Here is a 24018-nt window from a genome sequence, read left to right as displayed (position 1 = left end):
GTGACGCCCGGCGATGAACGATTCGCAGCTCGGCTGCAAGGGAGCAGCGAAGGCCACGACTACAAGCGCCACGAGTCAAAGGGCCACGACTACAAGGGCCACGACTACAAGCGCCACGACTACAAGGGCCACGAGTCCGAAGGCGGCTGGGGCAGCGAAGCCCGCGAAGGCAGCGAGTCCGAAGGCGGCTGGGGCAGCGAAGGCCACGACTACAAGCGCCACGAGTCAAAGGGCCACGACTACAAGGGCTACGACTACAAGCGCCACGACTACAAGGGCCACGACTACAAGGGCCACGAGTCCGAAGGCGGCTGGGGCAGCGAAGGCCACGACTACAAGCGCCACGAGTCAAAGGGCCACGACTACAAGGGCTACGACTACAAGCGCCACGAGTCAAAGGGCCACGACTACAAGGGCTACGACTACAAGAGCAACCAGGCGGCCGGAGACCACGGTGACCGGGGCGGGGACCGCTGGGAGCACAAGCGGGACTACGTCTACTACGGCGAAGCCATGGTTGACAGGAACGCCAAGCCGGGCACCTACAAACTTGAGGGCTCGTGTGGCGAGGGTGAACTGGTCGTCCTGCCGCGGGGTGGTGTCGACGGTGGTGACGGCGGCGTGAGCGCCGGCACCAACCTGGGCCTCGCCGCAGGTGGGGCTGGCCTGGTCGGCGCGGCCGCCTTGGGCGGTCTGGTACTGCTTCGCCGTCGGACCAATGGTTCCCTGGTCTGAGGTGACGACGACCCGGGCCGGTGGCCGCCACGGACTCCCGTGGCGCGCCGCCGGCTCCGTCGTCGTTCTGCTCGCCCTGGCCGGCTTCGGCCTGATCGGGGCAGCGTTTACGGAGAGTCCCACGGCCCCTCCTCCGCAGCCTCCCCCGCTGGCCGAATCTCCAGTCGGGGCAGCGGCCACCAGCCCGAAAGTCGCCCAGCCTGCCCTCTCCGGCCGCCCCCGCTCCGCTCCAAGCCAGATCGTCATCCCCAAGATCGGTGTTCACGCATCGATCATGAAGATCGGGACAAATCCGGACGGAACAGTCGAGGTACCCCCGCTCGATCAGGCGCAGCTGGCCGGCTGGTACGAGCCGGGAGCGAGCCCAGGCGAAGTCGGTAACGCCGTGATTGTCGGACACGTCGACTCGGCGGAACTCGGTCCCGCGGTCTTCTTCTCCCTCGGTGACCTGCGACCCGGCGACACTGTTGGCGTGCTCCGGGAGGACGGTGAGCAGGTCGACTTCACCGTCGAGTCGGTGAAGTCCTATCCGAAGACCGAATTCCCGACCGAACTGGTCTACGGCCCCACGGACGAGATCGCACTACGGGTGGTGACCTGTGGCGGCGTCTTCGACGAGGCGGCCGGCGACTACCCGGACAACATCGTCGTGTTTGCCACCCAGGCCCGATGACTCCGGGATCGGATGTCCCGGCGGCCGAATCCTGGCCGCCGGGACACCCCCGGGTCAGGACGCCGCCGAGGTCCGCACCAGGGTTCGGATCTGACGCAGCAGCACCGACAGGGCGGCCAGGTCGGCCCGGGACTCGTCGAACTCCCCCATCGCCCGCTGCGCACGATGAATCGAGGTGGCGTTCGACTGCTCCCACTGCTGTACCCGTTCCACCGGTGGCAGGTTACCTGGGGTACCCCCCAACACCTCGGTGGTCAGCGCGGCGAGAGCGGCGTACAGGTCGTACCGCAACGCCATCCGGGCCAGTGTCTGCCACCGGTCCTCTCGCGGCAGCAGCGAGATCTTCGACAGCAACGAGTCCACCCGGAACCGGTCCGACAGGACGAAGTAGACCGATGCCACTTCGGACACGTCCCGCCCGCTACTCGCCGCAGTCTCGACCACATCGAGCAGGCCGAAGCTGTACATCAACCGGACCGTCTGCTGTGCCAGGTCCCGCGGCAGTCCCTTGGCGACCATCGACTCGATGTGCGCCGCGATCGCCTCCCGCTCGCTGCCGTAGAAGAGCGTCTCCATCTGCGGTAGGAGGTGGGCGACACCGTCGCGCAGCCGCGCGACCTCCGCCGGCACGTCGATCGGAGAGCGGCGGTTGGTCACCAGCCACCGCACCGCCCGGTCCAGCAGGCGCCGGAAGTCCAGGTAGACGTCGGTCTGCAGGTCAGGGGCGACTCGATTGTCCAACTCCTCGACGGCGTTCCAGATCTGACGCAGCCCGAACACCTCGCGGACCACCACGTACGCGCGGAGCACGTCGGCGGCGCTCGCCCCGGTCTCCTCGACCACCCGGTAGACGAACGAGATACCGCCCCGGTTGATCGTCTCGTTCACCAGCATGGTGGTGACGATGTCCCGACGCAGCCGGTGGCGGGACATCCGGTCGGCGAACCGCTCCCGCATCGGCGTCGGGAAGTAGTTGACCAGCAGTTCGGTCGTCCACTCCTCGTCGGCCAGGCCTTCCGCCAGGATCTCCTTCTCAAGCACGATCTTGACGTACGCGAGAAGCACCGCGAACTCCGGCGCCGTCATCCCGGACTCCATCCGGACGGCCAGTTCCTCGTCCGGTGGCAGCGCCTCCAACGCCCGGTCCAGGGCACCGGAGCGCTCCAGGTCAACGATCATCCGCCGGTGCACCGGCAACAGCGACGGCGCCTGGGCCTGTGCGTTGCTGATCGCCCGCGCCTGGTCGTAGTTGTCCCGCAGTACCAACTCGGCGACCTCGTCGGTCATCTCGGCGAGCAACTCGTCCCGCTCACCAACGGTCAGTTCTCCGTCGGCGACCGCCGTGTTGAGCAGGATCTTGATGTTCACCTCGTGGTCCGAGCAGTCCACCCCGGCCGCGTTGTCGATGAAGTCGGTGTAGATCCGACCACCCGCCTCGGCGTACTCGATCCGGCCGAGCTGGGTGCAACCCAGGTTGCCCCCCTCACCGACAACCCGGCAGCGCAGGTCCTTGCCGTCAACCCGGATCGCGTCGTTGGACTTGTCCCCCACCTCGACGTTGGTCTGACTCGAGGCCTTGATGTACGTGCCGATGCCGCCGTTCCAGAACAGGTCGACCGAGGCGGTGAGGATCGCCTTCATCAACTCCTGCGGGCTGAGCTGGGACACGCCGTCCTCGATGCCGAGCGCCGCCCGCACCTCAGGCGAGATCGGCACCGACTTCGCGGTACGGAGGAACACGCCGCCTCCCTCGGAGATCAACTCCGGGTTGTACTCCTCCCACGTCGAACGGGACAGGTCGAACAGCCGCTTTCGCTCCACCCAGGAGGTGGCGGCGTCCGGATTCGGATCGAGGAAGATGTGCCGGTGGTCGAAGGCGGCCACGAGCCGGATGTGCCGCGACAGCAACATCCCGTTGCCGAAGACGTCACCGGACATGTCGCCGACGCCGACCACCGTGAATTCCTGGGTCTGGGTGTCGTGCCCCAACTCACGGAAATGCCGTTTCACCGATTCCCAGGCGCCGCGGGCGGTGATCCCCATCTTCTTGTGGTCGTAGCCCGCCGATCCACCGGAGGCGAACGCGTCGCCGAGCCAGAAGTTGTGGGCCGTGGAGATCTCGTTGGCGATGTCGGAGAAGGTGGCGGTGCCCTTGTCCGCCGCGACAACCATGTACGGGTCGTCCCCGTCGTGGCGAACCACATCCGGCGGCGGCACGATCTCGCCGCTGACAATGTTGTCGGTAGCGTCCAGCAGCGCGGAGATGAACTCCTTGTAACAGGCCACGGCTTCGTCCCGGTCGCCCGGCTTCTGCTTGAGCACGAAGCCGCCCTTAGCGCCGACCGGGACGATCACGGCGTTCTTCACCATCTGCGCCTTGACCAGACCGAGCACTTCGGTACGGAAATCCTCCCGCCGGTCGGACCAGCGCAACCCGCCGCGGGCCACCGGCCCGAAACGCAGGTGCACACCCTCAAACCGGGGCGAGTACACGAAAATCTCGAACCGGGGCCGCGGCGCCGGCAGGTCCGGTATCGCCTGCGGATCCAGCTTCAGGGCAACATACGGCTTCGGTCGCCCGTCAACGCGCTTCTGGTAGAAGCTCGTCCGCAGGGTGGCCTGGATCAGGGTCAGGTAGGACCGGAGGATCCGATCCTGGTCCAGGCTGGCCACGTCGTCGAGTGCGGCACGTAGCTCGGCGACCAGCTCCCGGCTCTGCTGCTGGCGTTGCTCGGAGCTCGTTGAGCCCGGCGCGAACCGGGCCTCGAAGAGCCGCACCAGCAGGGCCGCGATCCGCGGGTACGCGATGAACGTCGACTCCATGTAGTCCTGGGAGAAGACCGTGCCCGCCTGACGCAGGTACTTGGCGTACGCCCGCAACACGACCACCTGCCGCCAGGTGAGGCCGGCACGCAGGACCAGCGCGTTGAAGCCGTCCACCTCAGCCTCGCCCCGCCACGCGGCCGCGAAGGCGTTCTCCACGTGCGGGCGAACCTCGACCAGCTCCTGGTGCCCCTCCGGCAACCGCAGGCCGAAGTCGTACAGCCAGATCCGACCGTCAATACGCTCTACCTCGTACGGGTGCTCGTCGACCGCCTTCACCCCGAGCGAGTGCAGCACCGGCAACACCGCCGAGAGCATCATTGGCTCGCCGTACCGGTAGACCTTGAACCGGACGTCCATCGACTCGTCGCCGCCGGCCACCCGGTTCGCCGCACGAGGCGCCAGCTGCTTCCGGAACAGGTGCATCTCCAGCTGCCCGGGCTCCTCCAGCAGCTCCAGCTTCGCCAGGTCCTTCATCGCCTCGTACGGCGTGTGCCCGTCCTTGTACCCCTCCGGGAAGGCGTCGGCGTACCGGGAGAAGAGGTGCTTGGCCTGCTCGTCGCCGAGCTTACGCTCCAGCACCAGCCGGTAGTCGTCGTCCCAGAGGCGGGTGGCGTCGGCCAGCTCCTCGGCGAGCAGGTCGGCGTCGATCTCCCCCGGCGGCTTGGTCGGGTCGGTACGCACGATGAAGTGCACCCGGGCCAACATCGACTCGGTGACCCGGGTGGTGTAGTCGACCCCGACCCCGTTCAGCTCCCGCAGCAGGATGTCCTGCATCCGCAGCCGGTTCTGGGTGGTGAACCGGTCCCGCGGCAGATAGATCAGGCAGGAGATGAAGCGTCCGTACGCGTCCCGGCGCAGAAACACCCGCAGTTGCCGGCGGCCCGCCATCCGCAGTACACCGATCACCGCGTGGTACAGGTCATCGGTCTTGATCTGGAACAGTTCGTCGCGCGGATAGGTCTCCAGGATCTGGAGTAGATCCTTGCCGGAGTGGCTGCGCAGGCTCAGACCGGACCGGTCGACCACCTCCGCCACCTTGCGCCGCACCACCGGCAGCTCCTGCACGCTGGTGCGGTACGCGGCGGTGGCGAACAGCCCAATGAACCGACGTTCCCCGACCACCTCGCCGGCCTCGTTGAAGACCTTGAAGCCGATGTAGTCCAGGTACGCGGACCGGTGCACGGTAGCCCGTGAGTTCGCCTTGGTGATGACCAGCAGGCGCTTCTCGGTGACCCGCTCGTGCGCCTCGGGCGTCATCGACGACAACGCCCGGGACTCCGTGGAATCCGAGCGCAGAATCCCGAGACCGGTGCCGAGCACCGCACGCAGGGCCTTGCCGCCCGCCTCTCCCTCGGCGTCCACCAGGCGATACTCCCGGTAGCCGAGGAAGGTGAAGTGGTCGTGGGCGAGCCAGCGCAGCAGCTCGACCGAGTCGGTGATGTCCTTCTCCGGCACCGGCGGCCGACTCTCGCTGTTCCGCGCGGCCGCCAGCTCGTCGGCGAGCGTCAGCGCCTGCTGGCGCATTCTGGGCCAGTCCTCGACCGCCTCCCGCACGTCGGTGAGCACCCGTTGCAGCTCCCGACGCAGGTTGTCCCGGTCCGCCGCGTCCCGGACCGGGTCGATCTCGATCCGCATCCAGCTCTCGATCAGACCACCGGTGGTCACCTCGTCCGGCTCCACATCGGCGGCCACCTCGATCAGCCGGCCGAGCGGCTCACGCCGAATCACCAACAACGGATGGACCAGTAGGTGCACATCCAGGTGATGCGAATTGAGCAGGGCGGTCACCGAGTCCACCAGGAAGGGCATGTCGTCGGTGACGATCTCGACCACCGAGTGGTGCTGGTCGGCATCCGGCTCCTGGATGCGCAGTTTGAGTTCGCCCGGTACCCGCTGCTCGGCCAACTCCCGGTGGGTACGCACGGAGTCGAGCATCTCCTCGGCGGTGAAGCCGATCAGCTCCTCATCTGGTGCGAACCGCCAGTAGCGGCGAACCAGCGACGCCGAGTCGCGGTCGTCGCTGGCGAGCGCGATGGCCTGCGCCACCAAGCGCTCCGCGTTGGGTACCGTCTCGTCGAGGTCCGAATCCTCGGCGTCCTCCCCCAAAGCGTTGGCGGGTAGGCCCAAGTCGTAGATCGAGTCGATGCTCGAACCGGTCAGGCCGGTCACACCAGTCTCGACGTCACCGAACCCGTCGGAATCGGTCGCCGAATCGAAGTTGTCGTCCCGGCCGGTATCAACCTGCCGGAGGTCGGGTCCCGGTTTGGTAGCCGGACGCCGGTCCATCGGTGCCACTCCCCTCGACCCACCGCGTCGTGGGTCACTCTGCGCCCAGCCTAGGCCTGCCTATCCGCGCCTTGGTCGGCGGACCATCATCCGGACGTCCGGTTCGGGACTGCCGTCGTTCACCTGCTGCGATGGGGGTCGACCCACCCCGGTTTACCCCGCCTCCGGATGTTCATCACCCAGTCGGGGCCTGTCTTCGGCGTCTCGACCTCCAGCCGGGCGACAAACGGGCCGACACAGCTGTATTACGGTGCAGAAAGGCCAGGAATATGGGGCACTGACGACCAACCGGCGTCAGCTGACTGGTCGCCTCCGGCTGGACGGGGGCCGGGCGTCCGAGGGCTCCACCGCCTCAGCGGGCTTCCCGGTCGGCGGCTCCGGGGGCTGCTCCACACCGGCCGACCCGCCCTCGTTGACGAGGAGGACCGGCGGCTCCGGGAGTTGCGCCACGCCGGCCGCCCCGCCCTGGTTGACGAGGAGGACCGGTTGCTCCCGGCTCCGGCGGCGCTCCGGCCCACGGCGCGGCGGGGCAGCGGTCGGCAGCCGAGGTGGGACCGATCCCGGCGCAGTGACCGGGCGGAGGCCCCCGACCAGAGTGTTAACGATCTCGGCGGCGTATGACCCGTCGGGGTCGTAGTCCGGGTCAAAGACGGTCAGCTCGACGCCGAGGCAGTGCGGGGTATCGACCAGTCCGGCGAGCAGACTCTCCAACTCGGCAAAGGCGATTCCGCCCGGGTCGGGAGCGTCAACGGCGGGCATCACGGCCGGGTCCAGCACGTCCACGTCAACATGCAGCCAGTAGCCGGCGCAGTGGGTGAGCTGGTCATGCGCCCACTGCGCGGTCCGTGCCGCACCCTCCGCGCGCAACGCCGGCACCGGTCGGGTGGTAATCCCGGCGGCCTGGAGGTCGAGCCGATAGTTGTCCTGCGCCCGGATCCCCAGCACTACCACGTCGATATCCCGAAAGTACGGCCGCCGACCCTCAATCGCGGTCAGGTCGAGCTGACCGCGGCCGGTGACCAGGGCCAGCCCCTCACCGGCCGCCGCGCCCACGTAAGAGGCGTTACCGGGGTGCCGGAAATCCGAGTGCCCGTCCACGAAGACGAGCCCGACCCGACCACCCACCGCCGCACCGAGCCGGTGCATGGCCAGTGCCGAGCCGAGCACAACCGAGCAGTCCCCGCCGAGCACCAGCGGAAACTCGCCTCGGTCAATAACCGCTCCGATTCGGTCGGCGAGCGCCACCGAGTAGTTGGCGATCTCATACGCGTGACATACGCCATCGCCAGGTCGCCAGTCGCCCGGGTCATACCGGGACGGGGTCAGACAGCCGGCGTCCCGGGCCTGAAGCCGGCCGAGCAGGCCCTGGTCGCGCAGGGCACCAGGAGCCTTCCCGCAGCCCGGCACCGAGGTGGCGGTGGGCGGGCGCAGCCCGAGGTTGGTGGGCGCGTCGAGGACGGCGATCCGGCGCATCAGGGGCTCCCGTCCTCAAGCTCGTGCGGGCCGGTCGGCACACCGGCCCGCACCGATGTGACTGGATCAGAACAGGGCGCTGGCCAGTGCCCGACGGGCCAGCGCCACCGCGGAATCGTCGGGACCGGCGATGGTGAAGAGGCCGACCAGGTGCTGACGCACCTTCTCGCGGTCCTCACCGGCGGTACGGCGAACCAGCCCGACCAGACGTTGGTAGGCCTCCTCCGCCATCCCGCCGAGCACCTCGACATCGGCGGCGAGCAGCTGGGCGTCGATGTCGTCGGCGGCTGCGGCCGCCGCGGCGAGCACCGCCTGCGGGTCGGCACCGGCGACCCGACGGGCAAGCCCGACCTGCGCCAGCCCCGCCTCCGCCGCGGCGTCCGACGGCGCCTCGGCCAGGATCTTGCGGTACGCCTGCTCCGCCGCGTCCAGGTCCCCACTGAGCAGGGACTCGTCGGCCTCGTCCAACCGTGGGTCGGCCGTCTCGGCCACGCTCGCGCCACCAGCCTTGAGAACCGCCTGGATCCACTGCCGCAGCTGCGCCTCGGGCACCACGCCGGAGAAGGCGTCGACCGGCTGGCCGCCGACCACCGCGTAGACCATCGGGATGCCCTGCACCCGGAACATCTGCGCCAGCCGAGGGTTGGCGTCCACGTCGACCTTGGCCAGGACCCAGGCACCGCCGCCCTCGACGGCGAGCCGCTCCAACACTGGCGAAAGCTGCTTACAGGGCTCGCACCACTCGGCCCAGAAGTCGACGACCACCGGCGTGCTGAGCGACCGTTCAAGGACCTCGGCCTGGAAGGTCGCCTCGGTGACTTCAATGACGGCGGCTGCGCTCCCGGCGCCGTCATCGGACGGGCCGGTCTGGGCAGGCGCGGGGGCCGGGGAGGGTGCGGGGGTGCGCAGCGCGCTGAGGTCTACCGCGCCGCGGGTAAAGATCGACGGGGTGATCCGTGGGTCGCTCATGGTTACCTAGTCTCGCACGGGTGACGCCAATCTCCGCCCTTCGGCGACGCCGAAGGTCACGGTTCTCACGCAGGTCACCACACCTCCCCGCCGCGTCTGCGGGTTACCGGCGGTCAGAAGCGGGCCGGTTCGCGGTAGACGCCCCACTCGAGGCGCAGCACGTCACAGATCTCGCCCAGGGTCGCCTCGGCACGGACCGCGTCGAGCATCGCCGGGATCATGTTCCCGCCGGTCCGGCTGACCTCGACCATCCGCTCCAACGCCGCACGGACCTCGGCGTCATCCCGGGCTGCCTTCCGCTCGCCGAGCGTGCGCCGCTGTTCCAGCTCGACCTCGTGCGAGATCCGCAGGATCTCCAGGTCCTTGGCGACCGTACCGGTGTGGCAGTTGACCCCGACGATCTTCTTTTCGCCCTTCTCCAGCGCCCGCTGGTAGGCGAACGCCGCCTCGGCGATGTGCCCGGTGAACCAGCCGTCCTCAATGCCCCGCAGGATTCCCGAGGTCATCGGGCCGATCTCGTGCGGCCCCTCGCCACCGAGCTGCCGGATCCGGGCGAAGATCTCCTCTGCCTCGGCCTCGATCTTGTCGGTGAGCGCCTCGACGTACCAGGAGCCGCCCAGCGGGTCGGCCACGTTGGTCACCCCGGTCTCCTCCATCAACACCTGCTGGGTGCGCAGGGCGATCTCGGCCGACTCGTCGGTGGGCAACGCAAGCGTCTCGTCGAGGGCGTTGGTGTGCAGCGAGTTGGTGCCACCGAGCACGGCCGCCAGGGCCTCCACCGCCGTCCGGACCACGTTGTTGACCGGCTGCTGTGCAGTCAGCGAGACCCCGGCGGTCTGGGTGTGGAAGCGCAGCCACTGCGCCTTCTCACTGGTGGCGCCGTAGACGTCGCGCATCCATCGGGCCCAGATCCGGCGGGCGGCACGGAACTTCGCGACCTCCTCGAAAAAATCCACATGGGAGTCGAAGAAGAAGCTGAGACCCGGGGCGAAGACGTTCACGTCGAGGCCGCGGGAGAGACCCAGCTCGACGTAGCCGAAGCCGTCAGCGAGGGTGTACGCCAGCTCCTGCGCGGCCGTCGAGCCCGCCTCCCGGATGTGGTAGCCGGAGACGGAGAGTGGTTTGTACCGAGGAATCTCCCGGGCGCAGTACTCCATCAGATCGCCGATGAGACGTAGGTGCGGCTCCGGGTCGAAGAGCCACTCCTTCTGCGCGATGTACTCCTTGAAGATGTCCGTCTGCAGGGTGCCGTCCAGGTGGGAGAGGTCCGCGCCCTGCCGCTCGGCGGCGATCAGATACATGCAGAAGACTGGCACAGCCGGGCCGGAGATGGTCATGCTCGTCGTCACACCAGCCAGGTCGATGCCGTCGAAGAGCACCTCCATGTCGGCGGCGCTGTCCACCGCGACCCCGCAGTGGCCGACCTCGCCGAGCGACTGTGGGTCATCCGAGTCACGGCCCATCAGCGTGGGCATGTCGAAGGCGACGGAGAGCCCGCCACCCCCCGCGCCCAGAATCATCTTGTAGCGCTCGTTGGTCTGCCGGGCGTTGCCGAAGCCGGCGAACTGCCGAATGGTCCAGGCCCGTCCCCGGTAACCGGTCGGATGTAGACCACGGGTGTACGGGAACTCCCCCGGCCAGCCGATCCGCTCAAAGCCGGGGTGGTCCGCCCCCTCCGGCGGCCCGTACACCGGGGCGACAGACATCCCGGAGAGCGTGGTGAAGTCGGCGTCCCGTTTGCGCGCGGCATCGTAGCGGTCCTGCCAGCGTCTGCGTCCAGCGGCGATCTCGTCGGCGTTCATCCGCGGGCTCCTCCTCGGGTCTGCGACTCCACCTCCGAGTGTAGATCCTGGCCTGAACGATCGCTAAGGACGTTCGTACCGGTCGGTAGGGGTTGCGGCGCTGTCGCCGGCGATCTGGGCGAGGAGCTGATCAGCCGCCGCGTACGGGTCAAGGGAACCGGCGGCCACCCGGGCAGCGAGCGTCGACAGCTCGGTACCATCCCGCAGCGAACCGATTCGGGCCCGAAGTGCGCCCAGCGCGATCGCCTCCACTTCAGCGGCGGCCCGTACCTCCTGCCGACGGCGGAGTTCACCCCGCTCGACCAGCCAACCCCGATGCTTGTCGATGGCCGCGGCGACGTCGTCGATCCCCTCGCCACGTACGGCGACCGCGCGTACCACGGCTGGCCGCCACTGCCCCGGCCCCCGTTCGCCCAGCGCGATCATGCCCTGGATGTCCCGGACCGTGGCATCGGCACCGTCCCGGTCGGCCTTGTTGACCACGAACACGTCGGCGATCTCCAGGATGCCGGCCTTGACCGCCTGGATCGCGTCCCCCATCCCGGGCGCGAGCAGCACGAGCGTGGTGTCCGCGAGCGAGGCGACCTCCACCTCCGCCTGCCCCACACCGACGGTCTCCACCAGAACCACGTCGCAGCCGGCGCCCTCCAGCACCCGGACCGCCTGCGGCGTTGCCGCGGAAAGGCCGCCGAGGTGCCCACGACTGGACATGGAGCGGATATAGACGCCGGGGTCGGTGGCGTGATCCTGCATCCGGACCCGATCGCCGAGGATCGCCCCACCGGTGAAGGGGCTGGACGGGTCGATGGCCAGCACACCGACCCGGCGCCCCCGGGAACGCAGCGCTCGCACCAGCTCGTTGGTGGTGGTCGACTTGCCCACTCCGGGCGACCCGGTCAGGCCGACCACCTGGGCCTGGCCGGCGTACGGGGCGAAAGCCGCCGCGATCCGGGGCAGTGTCTCATCCCCGGATTCGACCAACGTGATGAGCCGGGCGACCGCGCGGGGGTCACCCGCACGGGCCCGCTCGACGAGCATGGGAATGTCCCGGCTGCGGCGCACCGGCGGCGCGGCCGGGACATTGTTGACGGCGTCAGTCATGGTGCCCTTCGTTCCCGACCACGGGACTCGCCGATCTGGCTCACCCCTGACTCTCGGCCTCCGCTGGGACGTGGATGATCAGCGCGTCGCCCTGGCCACCACCGCCGCAGAGCGCCGCCGCACCGGTGCCGCCACCGCGCCGCTTGAGCTCCAGCGCCAGGGTCAGGACCAGCCGGGCACCGGACATACCGATCGGATGTCCCAGGGCGATCGCACCGCCATTGACGTTGACCTTGTCCGGGCTGATCCCGAGGTCACGGGTTGACTGAATGCCCACCTGCGCAAACGCCTCGTTGATCTCGATTAGATCCAGATCATTGATGGTGAGGCCCGCCTTCCGGAGCGCGTGGCCGATCGCATTGGACGGCTGCGAGTGCAGCGAGTTGTCCGGACCGGCGACGTTGCCGTGCGCACCGATCTCGGCCAGCCAGGTCAGCCCCAGTTCCTTGGCCTTGGCCTTACTCATCACCACGACGGCGGCAGCCCCGTCGGAGATCGGCGACGAACTGCCGGCGGTGATACTGCCCTGCGGGGCGAAGGCCGGGCGCAGCTTCGCCAGCGATTCCGCGGTGGCGTCCGGACGAATGCCCTCGTCCTCACTGATCACCAGCGGCTCGCCCTTGCGCTGCGGGAGAACGACCGGGGCGATCTCTTCGGTGAAGTGCCCATTCTTCTGGGCTGCGGCGGCCCGCTGGTGGCTTCCCGCGGCGAAGGCGTCCTGCTCTGCGCGGCTGATCCCCTTGGTACTGCCGTGCCGCTCGGTCGACTCCCCCATCGAGCAGCAGTCCCAGGCGTCGGTGAGCCCGTCGAGGGCCATGTGATCCTTGATCACCACGTCGCCGTACTTGTAGCCACCCCGCTGGCCCAACAGCAGATGCGGGGCGTTGGTCATCGACTCCATGCCGCCAGCCACGACGATGTCGAACTCCCCAGCCCTGATCAACTGGTCAGCCAGGGCGATCGCGTCCAGCCCGGAGAGGCAGACCTTGTTGATGGTCAGCGCCGGAACGGAGAGCGGGATGCCCGCCTCGGCGGCTGCCTGCCGGGCCGGAATCTGACCGGCGCCCGCCTGAAGCACCTGCCCCATGATCACGTACTGGACCTGGTCCGGGGCGACCTCGGCACGCTCCAGCGCCGCCTTGATCGCCACGCCACCAAGCCGGGTCGCGGAAAGATCCTTGAGATTTCCCAGCAGTCGCCCCATCGGGGTTCGAGCGCCGCTGACGATCACCGAAGCCATACCTGCCTCCGAGGGTCCCGACCTGTACGCCTTAACGATTGTTAGGACGCACCTTAGCTTCTGGGAACAGATCGGCGACGGTGACCCCGCGCACATCGACGACGCGCGGTGGGGCCAGCCCGGTGCACGGCCACTCGTCGCCCGCCGGTTGCGGGGAACGACACTTCTCAGCGACCGCCCGGACAGCGTAGCGGTTCGCGCCCAGTCACGCGCGCACCGACCGCCACCCCGGCACCCCGGGCCCCGCCGCCACCGGTCCACCGGCACGGGTGACCGCGGGACGGCCCTCCCGCGGCGTGGGGTCGACACCTGCTGGCGGTGGGCCCGCTGCCGAACCGGCCGAAGAAGTTCTCGCCTTCCGTGAGATAGCCAACCGGCCACGCTCCCCGCGCACGCGTTTCGGCCAGACTGACCTCATGGCCGAGAATCCACCCGTCGAGTCCGCTGCGGACTACGGCACAGACATCGGACTACGTCGCATCGACCACGTCGGTATCGCCGTACCCGACCTGGACGAGGCGATCGACTTCTACCAGCGCGCCTTCGGCATGCGGTGCGTACACACCGAGACCAACGAGGAGCAGGGCGTCCGCGAGGCGATGCTGGCGGTCGGCCCGACCGCCGCCGGCGGCTGCGTGCAGTTGCTCGCCCCACTCTCGCCGGCGTCCACAATCGCGCGGTTCCTCGACCGACAGGGTCCGGGCGTGCAGCAGGTCGCGTACACGGTCGCCGACATCGACGTAGCTTGCGCGAAGCTGCGCGAGCGGGGTCTCCGCCTGCTGTTTGAGCAGCCGAGGCGGGGCACCGCGAACTCCCGGATCAATTTCGTCCACCCGAAGGACGCCGGTGGCGTCCTGGTCGAACTGGTCGAGCCCGCGGCGGACCACTGAGCCCGGGTGGGCCCGCCCCTGCTCCCCGCCGGGAGGGCCCACCCCGCCAATCGATGCACTTTTTCACAGAGCACTTCCGAGCATAGCTACCGTTCAGTAACGTCCGCCTCCACAACAGCGCGGTCGATGTCGGATGCGTCGATACCGAGACGGGTGACCGACACGCCGGGCGCCGACGATGGCACACACCCCTGCCGGCGACGGGCGGGGCAGACGAACGGGAGGTCGAAGTGCAGGACATCCTCGAAACGATCATGGCCGCGGAGGGTTCGGCGCAGCCCGAACGTGAACTCACTGGTGTTGCCCGGCTCCCGATTCCAGAGTCCTACCGAGGCGTCGTCGTACGCGCCGAAGAAACACAGATCTTCGACGGAATGGCCACCCGGGACAAAGACCCGCGCAAGGCGCTACACGTCCAGGAGGTGCCGACCCCGCAACCTGGTCCGGGCGAGGCACTGGTCGCGGTGATGGCCAGCGCCATCAACTACAACACGGTGTGGACGAGCATTTTCGAACCACTGCCGACCTTCAAGTTCCTCCAGCGCTACGGCCGACTCTCCGAGGAGACCAGGCGACACGACCTGCCGTACCACGTGGTCGGTTCGGATGCGGCCGGCGTCGTGCTGCGCACCGGCCCCGGGGTTACCCGGTGGCAGGCCGGTGACGAGGTCGTCGCCCACTGCCTCTCGGTGGAACTGGAGGAGGCCGCCGGTCACGACGACACCATGCTCGACCCACAGCAGCGGATCTGGGGCTTCGAGACCAACTTCGGCGGTCTGGCCGAGCTGGCGATCGTCAAGGCCAACCAGCTCATGCCGAAGCCCCGCCACCTCAGCTGGGAGGAGGCGGCGAGCCCGGGGCTGGTCAACTCCACCGCGTACCGACAGCTCGTCTCCCACCACGGCGCCAACATGAAGCAGGGGGATGTCGTGCTGATCTGGGGGGCCTCCGGGGGCCTGGGCAGCTACGCCACCCAGATGGCACTCACCGGCGGAGCGATTCCGGTCTGCGTGGTCTCCTCGCCGGAAAAGGCGGAGCTGTGCCGACGGATGGGCGCGGAGCTGGTGATCGACCGAGCCGCCGAAGGCTTTCGGTTCTGGCAGGACGAGCAGACTCAGGACCCGGGCGAGTGGCGCCGCTTCGGTGAGCGCATTCGCGAGCTGACCGGCGGCGAGGACCCCGACATCGTCTTCGAGCACCCGGGGCGGGAGACCTTCGGAGCGAGCGTCTTCGTCACCAAACGCGGTGGCACCGTGGTCACCTGCGCCTCGACGAGCGGCTACCAACACCAGTACGACAACCGCTACCTCTGGATGCACCTCAAGCGGATCGTCGGCAGCCACTTCGCGAACTACCGCGAGGCGTGGGAAGCGAACCGGCTGATCGCGCTCGGCAAGATCCACCCAACCGTGTCAAAGACCTACAGCCTGGAGCAGACCGGCCAGGCCGCGTATGAGGTGCACCGGAATGCGCACCAGGGAAAGGTCGGGGTCCGCTGCCTTGCTCCGGCCGACGGCCTCGGTGTGCGCGACCCCGAGTTCCGCGGGCGGCACGAGGCAGCGATCAACCGGTTCCGCGGTCACTGATCAGACGGGCAAGGGTCGCCACCAATGTGGCGGCTGGATTGCCTTTCCTTTCGCTGGCCTGGACGCCCATTCGAACGATACCGGATACCCCGATACCGGCTCAGAACGGAATGGGGCCGCGGATCCTTGCTCACGGCCCCATTTCCAGAGCCCACTTCAGACTGTCACGGCGCCGGGAGCTGCCAAGATCGCCGATTGCTCCGGTGACTGTGCCCCACCCGGGCTGACCCTGTAATGAGGATGGCAAAGGTCGGGGCGCTCTTGCGAAGGCCCCCAGGTCGTCTGCCAGTATGTCCCAATGCCCCAGCAGCAGTCCTCCCCTCTTGCGTTCTTCGATAACGCGAACACCCAGCCGGACTTCACGGTCGGCCTACGCGGCTACAACACCGGGCAGGTTGACGACTTCCTTGGTCGGATGAGCGCCGCGCTGACCCAGTCCGAGCAGGCCCGCGCCGAGGCCGAGCAGCGGATGAACGACGCGCAGCGCCGGCTCCGCCAGGCCGAGCAGCGGATGACCGCCCTCGAGCAGAAGCTCTCCGAGGCCAGCAAGCAACTCGAAGAGAACAATCGGCCGACCCTCTCCGGCATCGGCACCCGCGTTGAGCAGATCCTCCGGCTCGCCGAGGAGCACGCCAACGACCACCGCAACGAGGCGAAGCGGGAGTCCGAGGGCATTCTCTCCGCCGCCCGCCTCGAGGCACGGGAGATCACTGACAAGGCTCGGGCCGAGGTGGCGGCGATGAAGGCCACCGCGGAGCGGGAGGCGGGCAACGTCCGGACCGCCGCGGAGCGGGAGGCGGCCGAGGTCCGGGTCCAGGCCCGCCGCGAGGCCGACACGCTGCGGGCCGATGCCGACCGGGAGACCAAGCAGCTGCGCACGGTCACCGCGCACGAGGTCGCCGAGCTGAAATCCACCGTCGAGCGGGAGGTGTCCACCCTCCGCGCGACCGCGGAGCGGGAGATCACCCAACAGCGGGCGAAGGCCGCCCGCGAAGCCGAGGAGAAGCGCGCCGAGGCGACGAAGCTCCTCACCGACGCGCGGGACAAGCGCGACAAGGACCTGCAGGCCCTTGAGCTGCAGCTGGCCGAGCGGCGGGAGAAGGCCGAGCGCGAGGAGTCGGAGCGGCACGCCACCCAGGTCGCCCAGACCCAGAAGCTGGTCAATGAGGCCGAGGAGCGGGCCCGGGCCGCCCAGGAGCGGGCCAAGGAGATCGAGCAGCGCGCCGAAGCGCGGCGGGTCGAGTCGGAACGCACCGCCCACGACACGGTCGAAGAAGCCAAGTCGGTCGCCGAGAAGAGCCTGAACGAGGCGAAGACCGAGGCAGAGCGCCTGCTCACCGAGGCCCGCACCGAGGCCGACCTGGCTACTCAGACGGCCCGCCGCGAGGTCGAGGATCTGACCCGCCAGAAGGACGCGGTCACCTCCCAGCTCGGCCAGATGCTCTCCGGGCTCGCCGGCATCGTCCCGGGTACCGGCCCGGACGCCGCGGCGGCGGCGGCCTCCGCTGTGGCCGCCGCCACGGAGGCAAAGTCGGAGGCCACCGTGGAGGCGAAGCAGAGCGAGAGCACCGAATCCTCCAGCTGACCAACTCAGCTGGGGCCTGTTCCACCGCGCGGGGCGACGCTGGACATCCGGTGTCGCCCCGCGCCGTACGTCGTTCCAAGTCCGGATCGCACCGGTTAAACCGCTGCATCCGACGAGTCCGTATCGCCCCAAGAGGGCCAATTGCGTGTGAGGATGGGGGCATGTCGAACGGCGAGGAACTGTTCGCTCTCGGCGGGGATGTGACCACGGAGCCCAGCTTCGAGGCCGGCCTGCGGGGGTACGTGAAGGGGCAGGTCGATCGGTACGTCGCTCGCGCCGAGCACGAGATCGCCACCCTGACCGCCGAGCGAGAGCAGGCCTACACCCAAATCCATAAGCTGGCCGGCCAGGTGGAGGTGCTCCAGCGGGATCTCGCCCAGGTGCGCAAGCAGGTTGGCTTGGTGGACCGCGCCTCCTTCCGGCACCTTGGACCCCGCGTCGAGCAGGTCCTCACCCTCGCCGAGGAACAGGCCGAAGAGATCCTCGCCGCGGCGAACAAGGAGATCGACTCCCGTCGAGCAGTCGCCGAGCACCTCATCGACGAGGCGCGGGCGGAGGCAGCCAAAGCCCTCGAGGACTTCAAGCTGGCGCTGGCCGCTCGCCGCGCCGAGGAGGAGCGGCACACCGCGGCTCGGAAGGCGGAGGCAGACGCCGCCGTCAAAGCCGCGACCGCGCAGGCCGATGCGGCGGTAAAGGCCGCGACCGAGGAGGCCGACGCCCGGGTCAAGGCCGCAGCCGAACAGGCAGACGTCACGGTCAAAACCGCAACCGAGCAGGCAGACGCCGCGGTCAGAGCCGCGACCGAGGAGGCCGCCCGGCTACGCGAGACCGCGCAGGAGGCGCTGACGAAGGCCCAGCAGGAAGCTACCCAGTTGCGGGACACCGCGAAAGAGGTGCACACGCGGGCCCAGCAGGAGGCGACGAAGCTGCGCGAGGCGGCCCGCGAGGCGCAGGCCAAGGCTCAGCAGGACGCGACCGAGCTGCGGGAGGCCGCCAAGGAGGTGCAAGCCAAGGCGCAGGAGGAGGCCGGACGCCTCGTGGAGCAGGCGACCGAGGCGAGCCGGGTTACCCACGCCAAGGCCCAGCAGGAGGCCAAGCAGATCCTCGACGACGCCAGCACCGCCGGCCGCGCCACCCACACAAAGGCCCGTCAGGAGGCGGAGCTGCTCGCCAAACAGGCCGCCGACGCGGCGAAGCGGCAGCGGACCGAGGCCGAGGCATTCGCGCAGCAGACGCGCACCGAGACCGAGGAGTATGCCCGGCAAACCCGAGCCCAGACACAGCAGGAGCTGGGAGCCTGGCGGGCGGGGGTGGAGAAGGAGGTCAACAACCGCCGGGCGGCGGCAGACCGCGAGTTGGCCCAGCGCCGGGCCGCCGATGACCAGGAGTTCGCCAGCCGCCGCGACGAGTTGGAGCAGCGGCACGAGTCCCGGCATGCCGAGTTGGAGCAGCAGTACACGAGCCGACAGCAGGAGCTGGAGTCCGGGTTCACGACCCGACAGCAGGAGCTGGAAACCGAGTTCACGACCCGACAGCAGGAGCTGGAAACCGAGTTCACGACCCGACAGCAGGAGCTGGAAACCGAGTTCACCTCGCGCAAAACCGAGTTGGAGTCCACGTACACGGCCCGCCGAGACGAGATCGAGGGTGCCGCCGAGCGCATCCGGCGGACCGCCGAGCAGGATGCCCAGGCCCTACGCGAGCGTGCGGACCAGGAAGCATCGGCGCTGCTGAGCCAGGCCGAGGAGGCGGCGGCCGAGCAACGCCGTACCGCCGACGAGTACGCCGCCACCTCCCGACGCCAGTTCGAGGAGTACGCCGCTACCACCCAGCAGGCCCTGGCCACCACCCAACAGCACCTGGCGGCGACGCAGCAGGAGGCGGCGACCGGCCGGCAGCAGCTCGCCCAGGTGATGCTGGAAATCGCGCAGGCGCAGCAGCAGCTCGCTGATCTGCGGCAGGAGACCTGGCGATCCCGCCAGGAGTCCGACGACCTGCAGCGACAGGTGGCAGAACTGCGGCTGGAGTTGACCGGTGCGGCGAAGCCCACGCCGGTCGGACCCGCCGGCAGCGAATCCGACAACGGTCGGGCCCCCACGGCCGCACCGGCGCCACCCGCCGGCGCCCGGGCCGGAGTGGGGAAGGTCGAACCGGCGGACGCCGGTCAGCCGGCCCACGGGCGGATCGAGCCGGCTGGTGACGAGTCCGCGAAGGGTAGCGTGAAGTCGGTCACCACGAAGGACGGTGATGAGGCCAGCGCCGGGGTGGACGGTGAGCCGACCGTCGCGGCCGTGCCGGGGGAAGGGGGTCGGGCAGCCTCCCCCACAAAGATCACCAGCACCGGCGAGAACAACAACCGACCGGCGAAGCCCACCACCGACGAGCGCAGTTCCAAGCCGAGCAAGGTCGTCGTTGACAAGGACTGAGCCGGCCGGCTGGAGGGCGCTTCCGGGCCAGGCTCGCCGCTGTCGACGACGGAGCGAGCCGTGGCGGGCCGGCCACGGCGCTGGGCGGGCGGCCTGACCTCCGGTGGCACCGGGCGAGCCGGAGTCGCAGCAGCACCGCGCCGACCAGGGGTCCGGGCGGTTCGGCGTGCCGGGGCTGCCCCTGCGGCGCAGCAGCTTCCTCGTCGGCTTCACCGGCGGGCTCGGCGCGCTGCTGGCCTACGCCCTCTTCCTCGGCCTGCGCAACGGTGCCGGCCTCCTCGTCCCCGTCGTGATCGCGCTCTTCCTCGCCGTCGGGCTCTATCCGGCGGTGGCGCGGCTACGCCGACTCGGGCTGCCCCACGGGCTGGCGGTCGCGGTCGTCATGCTGACCCTGTTCCTCCTGCTGTGCAGCGGCGCGGTCGCCCTGGTGCCACCGATCATCACGCAGTCCAACGAGTTCATCGAGCAGTTCCCCGGCTACCTGGAGACGCTGCGGCGCAATGAGACCATCAACGAGCTGGTCGAGCGGTACGACCTGGTGGAAAGGGCACAGCAGGTCGCGGAGAGCGGCACCCTCGGCTCGGCACTCGGCGGAGTACTCGGCGGCGCCCAGCTCATCTTCGGCACCGCCTTCCGGACCCTGACCGTGCTCGTACTCACCATCTACTTCCTGGCGTACTTCAACCAGCTGCGGTCGCTCGGGTACGCGCTCGTCCCCCGGTCCCGTCGGGATCGGGTACGCCTCATCGGCGACGAAATCATCGCCAAGGTCGGCGCGTACATCGTCGGAGCGCTCATCATCGCCCTCCTCGCCGGTACCACCACCTTCGTCTTCGCGTTGATCACCGAGTTGCCGTACCCGTTCGCCCTGGCCGTCGTGGTGGCGGTGACCGACCTGATCCCGCAGATCGGTGCCACGCTCGGGGCGGTGATCGTGAGCCTGGTCGGCTTCGCCACCGACCTACCGGTGGGGATCGCCTGCGTGCTGTTCTTCCTCATCTACCAGCAGGTGGAGAACTACCTGATCTACCCCAAGGTGATGCGCCGATCGGTGCAGGTCAACGAGGTAGCCGCCTTGGTGGCGGCGCTGCTCGGAGTTGCCCTGATCGGCGTGGTGGGCGCCCTCATCGCGATCCCCACCGTCGCGGCGTTCCAGCTGATCCTGCGCGAGGTGGTTATCCCGCGCCAGGACTCCCGCTAGTCGGCTGCGGGGCCCGGCACCGGCCGGTCGGCGAAGGCCGCCACCGTGCGATCGGCGTAGGCGCTGGCATCGCCGGTCTCCACCGGGCCGTCCCAGGTGCTCGGCAGCGGCACGGAGACGGTGGGATTGACCCGCCGGACAATCTCGTCGAGGACGGTCTCGGCGTCACCGACCCAGAGGTGTTTGGCGCCCGGCACCCCGACCACCTCCGCCTGCGGCACGGCCGCGAAGCGCTCCCGCGCCGCCTCGGGCCGCAGGTAGTCGTCGAACTCCGGCACCAGCGCCGTGATCGGCTTACCGGCGGCGGCCCAACTCGCCAGGTCCTCGGGCCCGGAGAACCGCAGCGGCGGGGAGAGCAGGAGGGCACCCGCCACCGCCGGGTCGCAGCCGTACCGCAGGGCCAGGTCAGTGCCGAACGACCAACCCAGCAGCCAGATCTCCGGCAGCTCCTCGAACTCCGCGTACTCGATGGCGGCGGCGACGTCGTACCGCTCGCCGACCGCGTTGTCGAACGTCCCCGCGCTGGTACCGCGCATGCTGGTCGTGCCCCGGGTGTTGAAACGCAGCACCGCCAGGTCCGCCAGGGCCGGCAGGCGCCAGGCGGCCTTGCGGAACACGTGGCTGTCCATCATCCCGCCGTGGGTGGGCAGCGGATGCAGGCAAACCAGCGTGGCGACCGGCGCACGGTCGGCCGGGCGGGCCAGCTCACCGACGAGCCGCAGCCCGTCAGCGGTGTGTAGCTCGATCTCCTCCCGGCGACCGGGCAGAATCGACGAGGCGCGGATGGGTGTGCTCACCCGCCCAGTCTCCCCCGTCACCGGGCCGACAACCCGGGCGGGGTCAGGAAGACGGCGATCCAGATCACGCCTCAGCCGTGGCGGGGCGCACCGCGGCCCCGTTGCACGATCGGTGCCCGCCGGTCCCGGGCCCGCCAACAGCCGCTGTGCCAGTGCCGGCGGTCGGTCAGGTCCCCCCACCCCTGGGCGGGCCACGCCACGACGTGCGCCACACCGGGCCGGATCTCCTGGTCACAGCCGGGGCAACGGTAGGTCTTCACCGACGCGCCGCCGCTGATCAACCGCACCTGCCAGTCGCCGTCCCGCCACTGCTGCACCGACTCGACCCCCTGCCGGAGCCGCGCGGAATCAGGCTGCACGCTCTCATCCCGGCGGGATCGGTTACGACGAGGGCTCACACCCTCCAGCGTACGGCGGGACGACGCCCTACGGCGTCGGCGGGCCGGCGACCCGGCCCGCCCGCGCCTGCCCCGCCGCTCAGCGGCGAGTGTGATCGCGGAAGCCGCGGCCCGTCTTCCGGCCCAGATAGCCGGCGGTGACCAGGTGCTCCAGCAGCGGCGCGGGAGCGAACCCCGGCTCGCGCAGTTCCAGGTACAACTCCCGCTGAATAGCCAGGGACACGTCGAGGCCGACCACGTCCAGCAGGTCGAACGGACCCATCGGGTATCCGCAGCCGAGCTTCATCGCATGATCGATGTCGTCGGCGGTCGAGTAGCTCGCCTCCAGCATCTTCACCGCGTCGTTGAGGTAGGGGAAGAGCAGCGCATTGACGATGAAACCGGAGCGGTCACCGCAGACCACACCAGTCTTGCCCAGCTCCCCGCAGACCGCCTTCGCGGTCGCGGTGGTCTCCACCGACGTGCGGATGGTCTGCACGATCTCCACCAGCGACATGACCGGCGCCGGGTTGAAGAAGTGCAGGCCGACCACGTCCGCCGGACGCTGGGTGGCCATCGCAACATCGATCACCGGCAGCGACGAGGTGGTGGTGGCGAGAACGACACCGGGCTTGCAGATCTCGTCGAGGCTGGCGAAGAGCGCCTTCTTGACACTCAGCTCCTCAACGACCGCCTCGACCACCAGGTCGACGTCGGCGAGGTGCTCCAACGTCGCGGACCAGGTGATTCGGCCCAGCGTGGCGTCCCGGTCGGCCTCGCCCAGCTTGCCCCGCACCACGCCCTTGTTGAGCGAGGTCTTGACCGCCTCGAAGAGTTTGGCGGACTTCTCCGCCCCACGGGTCACCGAGACCACCTCGTAGCCAGCCTTGGCGAAGACTTCGATGATGCCGGTCGCCATCGTCCCGGAACCGACCACCCCCACCTTCGCGATGCCCCGCGCGCGGGCCTCGAGCGTCGACTCCTCACTCACCGGCGTCTGGTCGTCCGGTACGACCACCGGCGAACCGGGCCGCTCGTAGGTGTAGAAGCCGCGCCCCGACTTCCGACCGAGCAACCCGGCGGTGACCATCTGTTTGATCAGCGGCACCGGGGCGTGTCGCCGGTCCCGGCCGCCCCGCCGGTACATCGTGTCCAGAATCTCGTACGCGGTGTCCAGGCCGATCAGATCCATCAACGCCAACGGGCCCATCGGCAGACCGCAGCCGAGTTTCATCGCCGCGTCGATGTCCTCCCGGCTGGCGTACCGCGTCTCGAGCAGGCTGACCGCATGGTTGAGGTAGCCGAAGAGGAGGGCGTTGGCGATGAAGCCAGCTCGGTCGCTGATCGTCACATCGACCTTGCCCAACCGTGCGCAGAGCCCTTCCACGTCGGCAACGACCTCGGCCGAGGTGACCACCGTCCGGACGATCTCCACCAGCTTCATGACCGGCGCCGGGTTGAAGAAGTGGATGCCGATGACCTGGTTGGGGCGGGTCGTGGCCACCGAGATCTCGGTAACCGACAGCGACGAGGTATTGGTGGCCAGAACCGTCTCGGGCTTGCAGACCCGATCCAGCTCCGCAAAGATTCGCTGCTTCAGTTCGAGCTGCTCGGGAACGGCCTCGATCACCAGGTCGACCGCGTGCAGGGCCGCCAGCCCGACCTGCCAGTCAACGCGGGCCAGGAGCGCGTCCCGGTCGGCCGCCGCGAGCTTGCCCTTGGCGACCGCCCGGTCGGTCGAGCCGGTCAGGGTGGCCCGGCCGCGCTCCAGCGCTGTCTCGGTCACCTCGACGGCGACGACATCGATGCCGTTTCGGGCGAAGACTTCGACGATGCCGGCACCCATGGTGCCCAGACCCACCACACCCACACTGGCGAACTCGCGCGTCACGCCAAGCCTCCCTGGTCAGCTCCATGCAGCCGGCGTTAACGGCCGCTAAGGTATGCGCGCGAGTCTGCCACGTGCCGCAGGGTTGTCGAGATGCCGTGGGGTATGTCACGACAGTAAGCGGGCACCGCCTGCCCTACCGGCGAGTAGCAAGCCGGGTCTA

Annotated in this window: 15 protein-coding genes and 1 pseudogene; 7 read left to right on the top strand and 9 right to left on the bottom strand. The window is 69.2% G+C overall.

Going from position 1 to position 24018, the window contains the following annotated elements:
• Positions 1-735, top strand: a pseudogene (locus AC1UKG_RS24185) (hypothetical protein); the annotation flags it as partial.
• Position 736: 1 nt separating this feature from the next.
• Entirely contained in the window at positions 737-1408 is a 672-nt protein-coding gene (locus AC1UKG_RS24180; RefSeq protein ID WP_018815053.1) for a class F sortase, read from the top strand.
• 54 nt (positions 1409-1462) lie between these two features.
• On the opposite strand, the gene AC1UKG_RS24175 is transcribed toward AC1UKG_RS24180, so the two are convergent.
• The 6 genes from AC1UKG_RS24175 to AC1UKG_RS24150 form a co-directional block, all read right to left on the bottom strand.
• Entirely contained in the window at positions 1463-6520 is a 5058-nt protein-coding gene (locus AC1UKG_RS24175) for an NAD-glutamate dehydrogenase (protein ID WP_482642354.1), read from the bottom strand.
• 294 nt (positions 6521-6814) lie between these two features.
• On the bottom strand, positions 6815-7996 hold the full coding sequence (locus AC1UKG_RS24170; protein WP_026271651.1) for an arginase family protein: 1182 nt from the start codon (positions 7994-7996) through the stop codon (positions 6815-6817).
• Positions 7997-8059: 63 nt separating this feature from the next.
• On the bottom strand, positions 8060-8962 hold the full coding sequence (locus AC1UKG_RS24165) for a tetratricopeptide repeat protein (RefSeq protein ID WP_018745753.1): 903 nt from the start codon (positions 8960-8962) through the stop codon (positions 8060-8062).
• A 113-nt stretch (positions 8963-9075) separates the two neighbouring features.
• Complete coding sequence (gene icmA, locus AC1UKG_RS24160; RefSeq protein ID WP_018745754.1) at positions 9076-10764, bottom strand: coenzyme B12-dependent isobutyryl-CoA mutase large subunit; 1689 nt, start codon at positions 10762-10764, stop codon at positions 9076-9078.
• 63 nt (positions 10765-10827) lie between these two features.
• Positions 10828-11865, bottom strand: coding sequence for a methylmalonyl Co-A mutase-associated GTPase MeaB (gene meaB / locus AC1UKG_RS24155; protein WP_018745755.1), 1038 nt, complete (start codon positions 11863-11865; stop codon positions 10828-10830).
• Positions 11866-11905: 40 nt separating this feature from the next.
• Complete coding sequence (locus tag AC1UKG_RS24150; RefSeq protein WP_018745756.1) at positions 11906-13105, bottom strand: acetyl-CoA C-acetyltransferase; 1200 nt, start codon at positions 13103-13105, stop codon at positions 11906-11908.
• 416 nt (positions 13106-13521) lie between these two features.
• On the opposite strand from AC1UKG_RS24150, the gene mce reads away from it, so the two are divergent.
• From mce to AC1UKG_RS24125, 5 genes are all read left to right on the top strand, one after another.
• On the top strand, positions 13522-13995 hold the full coding sequence (mce, locus tag AC1UKG_RS24145; RefSeq protein ID WP_018815055.1) for a methylmalonyl-CoA epimerase: 474 nt from the start codon (positions 13522-13524) through the stop codon (positions 13993-13995).
• A gap of 230 nt (positions 13996-14225) precedes the next feature.
• Positions 14226-15581, top strand: a complete 1356-nt coding sequence (ccrA, locus tag AC1UKG_RS24140) for a crotonyl-CoA carboxylase/reductase (RefSeq protein WP_018815056.1) — start codon at positions 14226-14228, stop codon at positions 15579-15581.
• Between the two features lie 298 nt (positions 15582-15879).
• On the top strand, positions 15880-17166 hold the full coding sequence (locus AC1UKG_RS24135) for a DivIVA domain-containing protein (RefSeq protein ID WP_018745759.1): 1287 nt from the start codon (positions 15880-15882) through the stop codon (positions 17164-17166).
• A 161-nt stretch (positions 17167-17327) separates the two neighbouring features.
• On the top strand, positions 17328-19592 hold the full coding sequence (locus tag AC1UKG_RS24130; protein WP_482642355.1) for a coiled-coil domain-containing protein: 2265 nt from the start codon (positions 17328-17330) through the stop codon (positions 19590-19592).
• A gap of 103 nt (positions 19593-19695) precedes the next feature.
• Entirely contained in the window at positions 19696-20793 is a 1098-nt protein-coding gene (locus AC1UKG_RS24125) for an AI-2E family transporter (RefSeq protein ID WP_018745761.1), read from the top strand.
• Here the strand turns inward: AC1UKG_RS24125 and AC1UKG_RS24120 are convergent.
• From AC1UKG_RS24120 to AC1UKG_RS24110, 3 genes are all read right to left on the bottom strand, one after another.
• On the bottom strand, positions 20790-21590 hold the full coding sequence (locus AC1UKG_RS24120) for an alpha/beta hydrolase (RefSeq protein ID WP_029124122.1): 801 nt from the start codon (positions 21588-21590) through the stop codon (positions 20790-20792). The genes AC1UKG_RS24125 and AC1UKG_RS24120 overlap by 4 nt on opposite strands.
• Positions 21591-21661: 71 nt before the next feature.
• Positions 21662-21949: a hypothetical protein gene (locus AC1UKG_RS24115; RefSeq protein ID WP_018745763.1), complete on the bottom strand. Its 288-nt coding sequence runs from the start codon at positions 21947-21949 to the stop codon at positions 21662-21664.
• 118 nt (positions 21950-22067) lie between these two features.
• Positions 22068-23858 (bottom strand): 3-hydroxybutyryl-CoA dehydrogenase, encoded by a 1791-nt coding sequence (locus AC1UKG_RS24110; protein ID WP_018745764.1) that lies wholly within the window; start codon positions 23856-23858, stop codon positions 22068-22070.
• Between the last annotated feature and the right edge of the window lie 160 nt (positions 23859-24018).

It is taken from the genome of Salinispora sp. CH2A1_6 (assembly GCF_056820975.1).
Note: the sequence above shows the minus strand (reverse complement) of the source record. Positions and strands in the feature narration are given on the sequence as shown.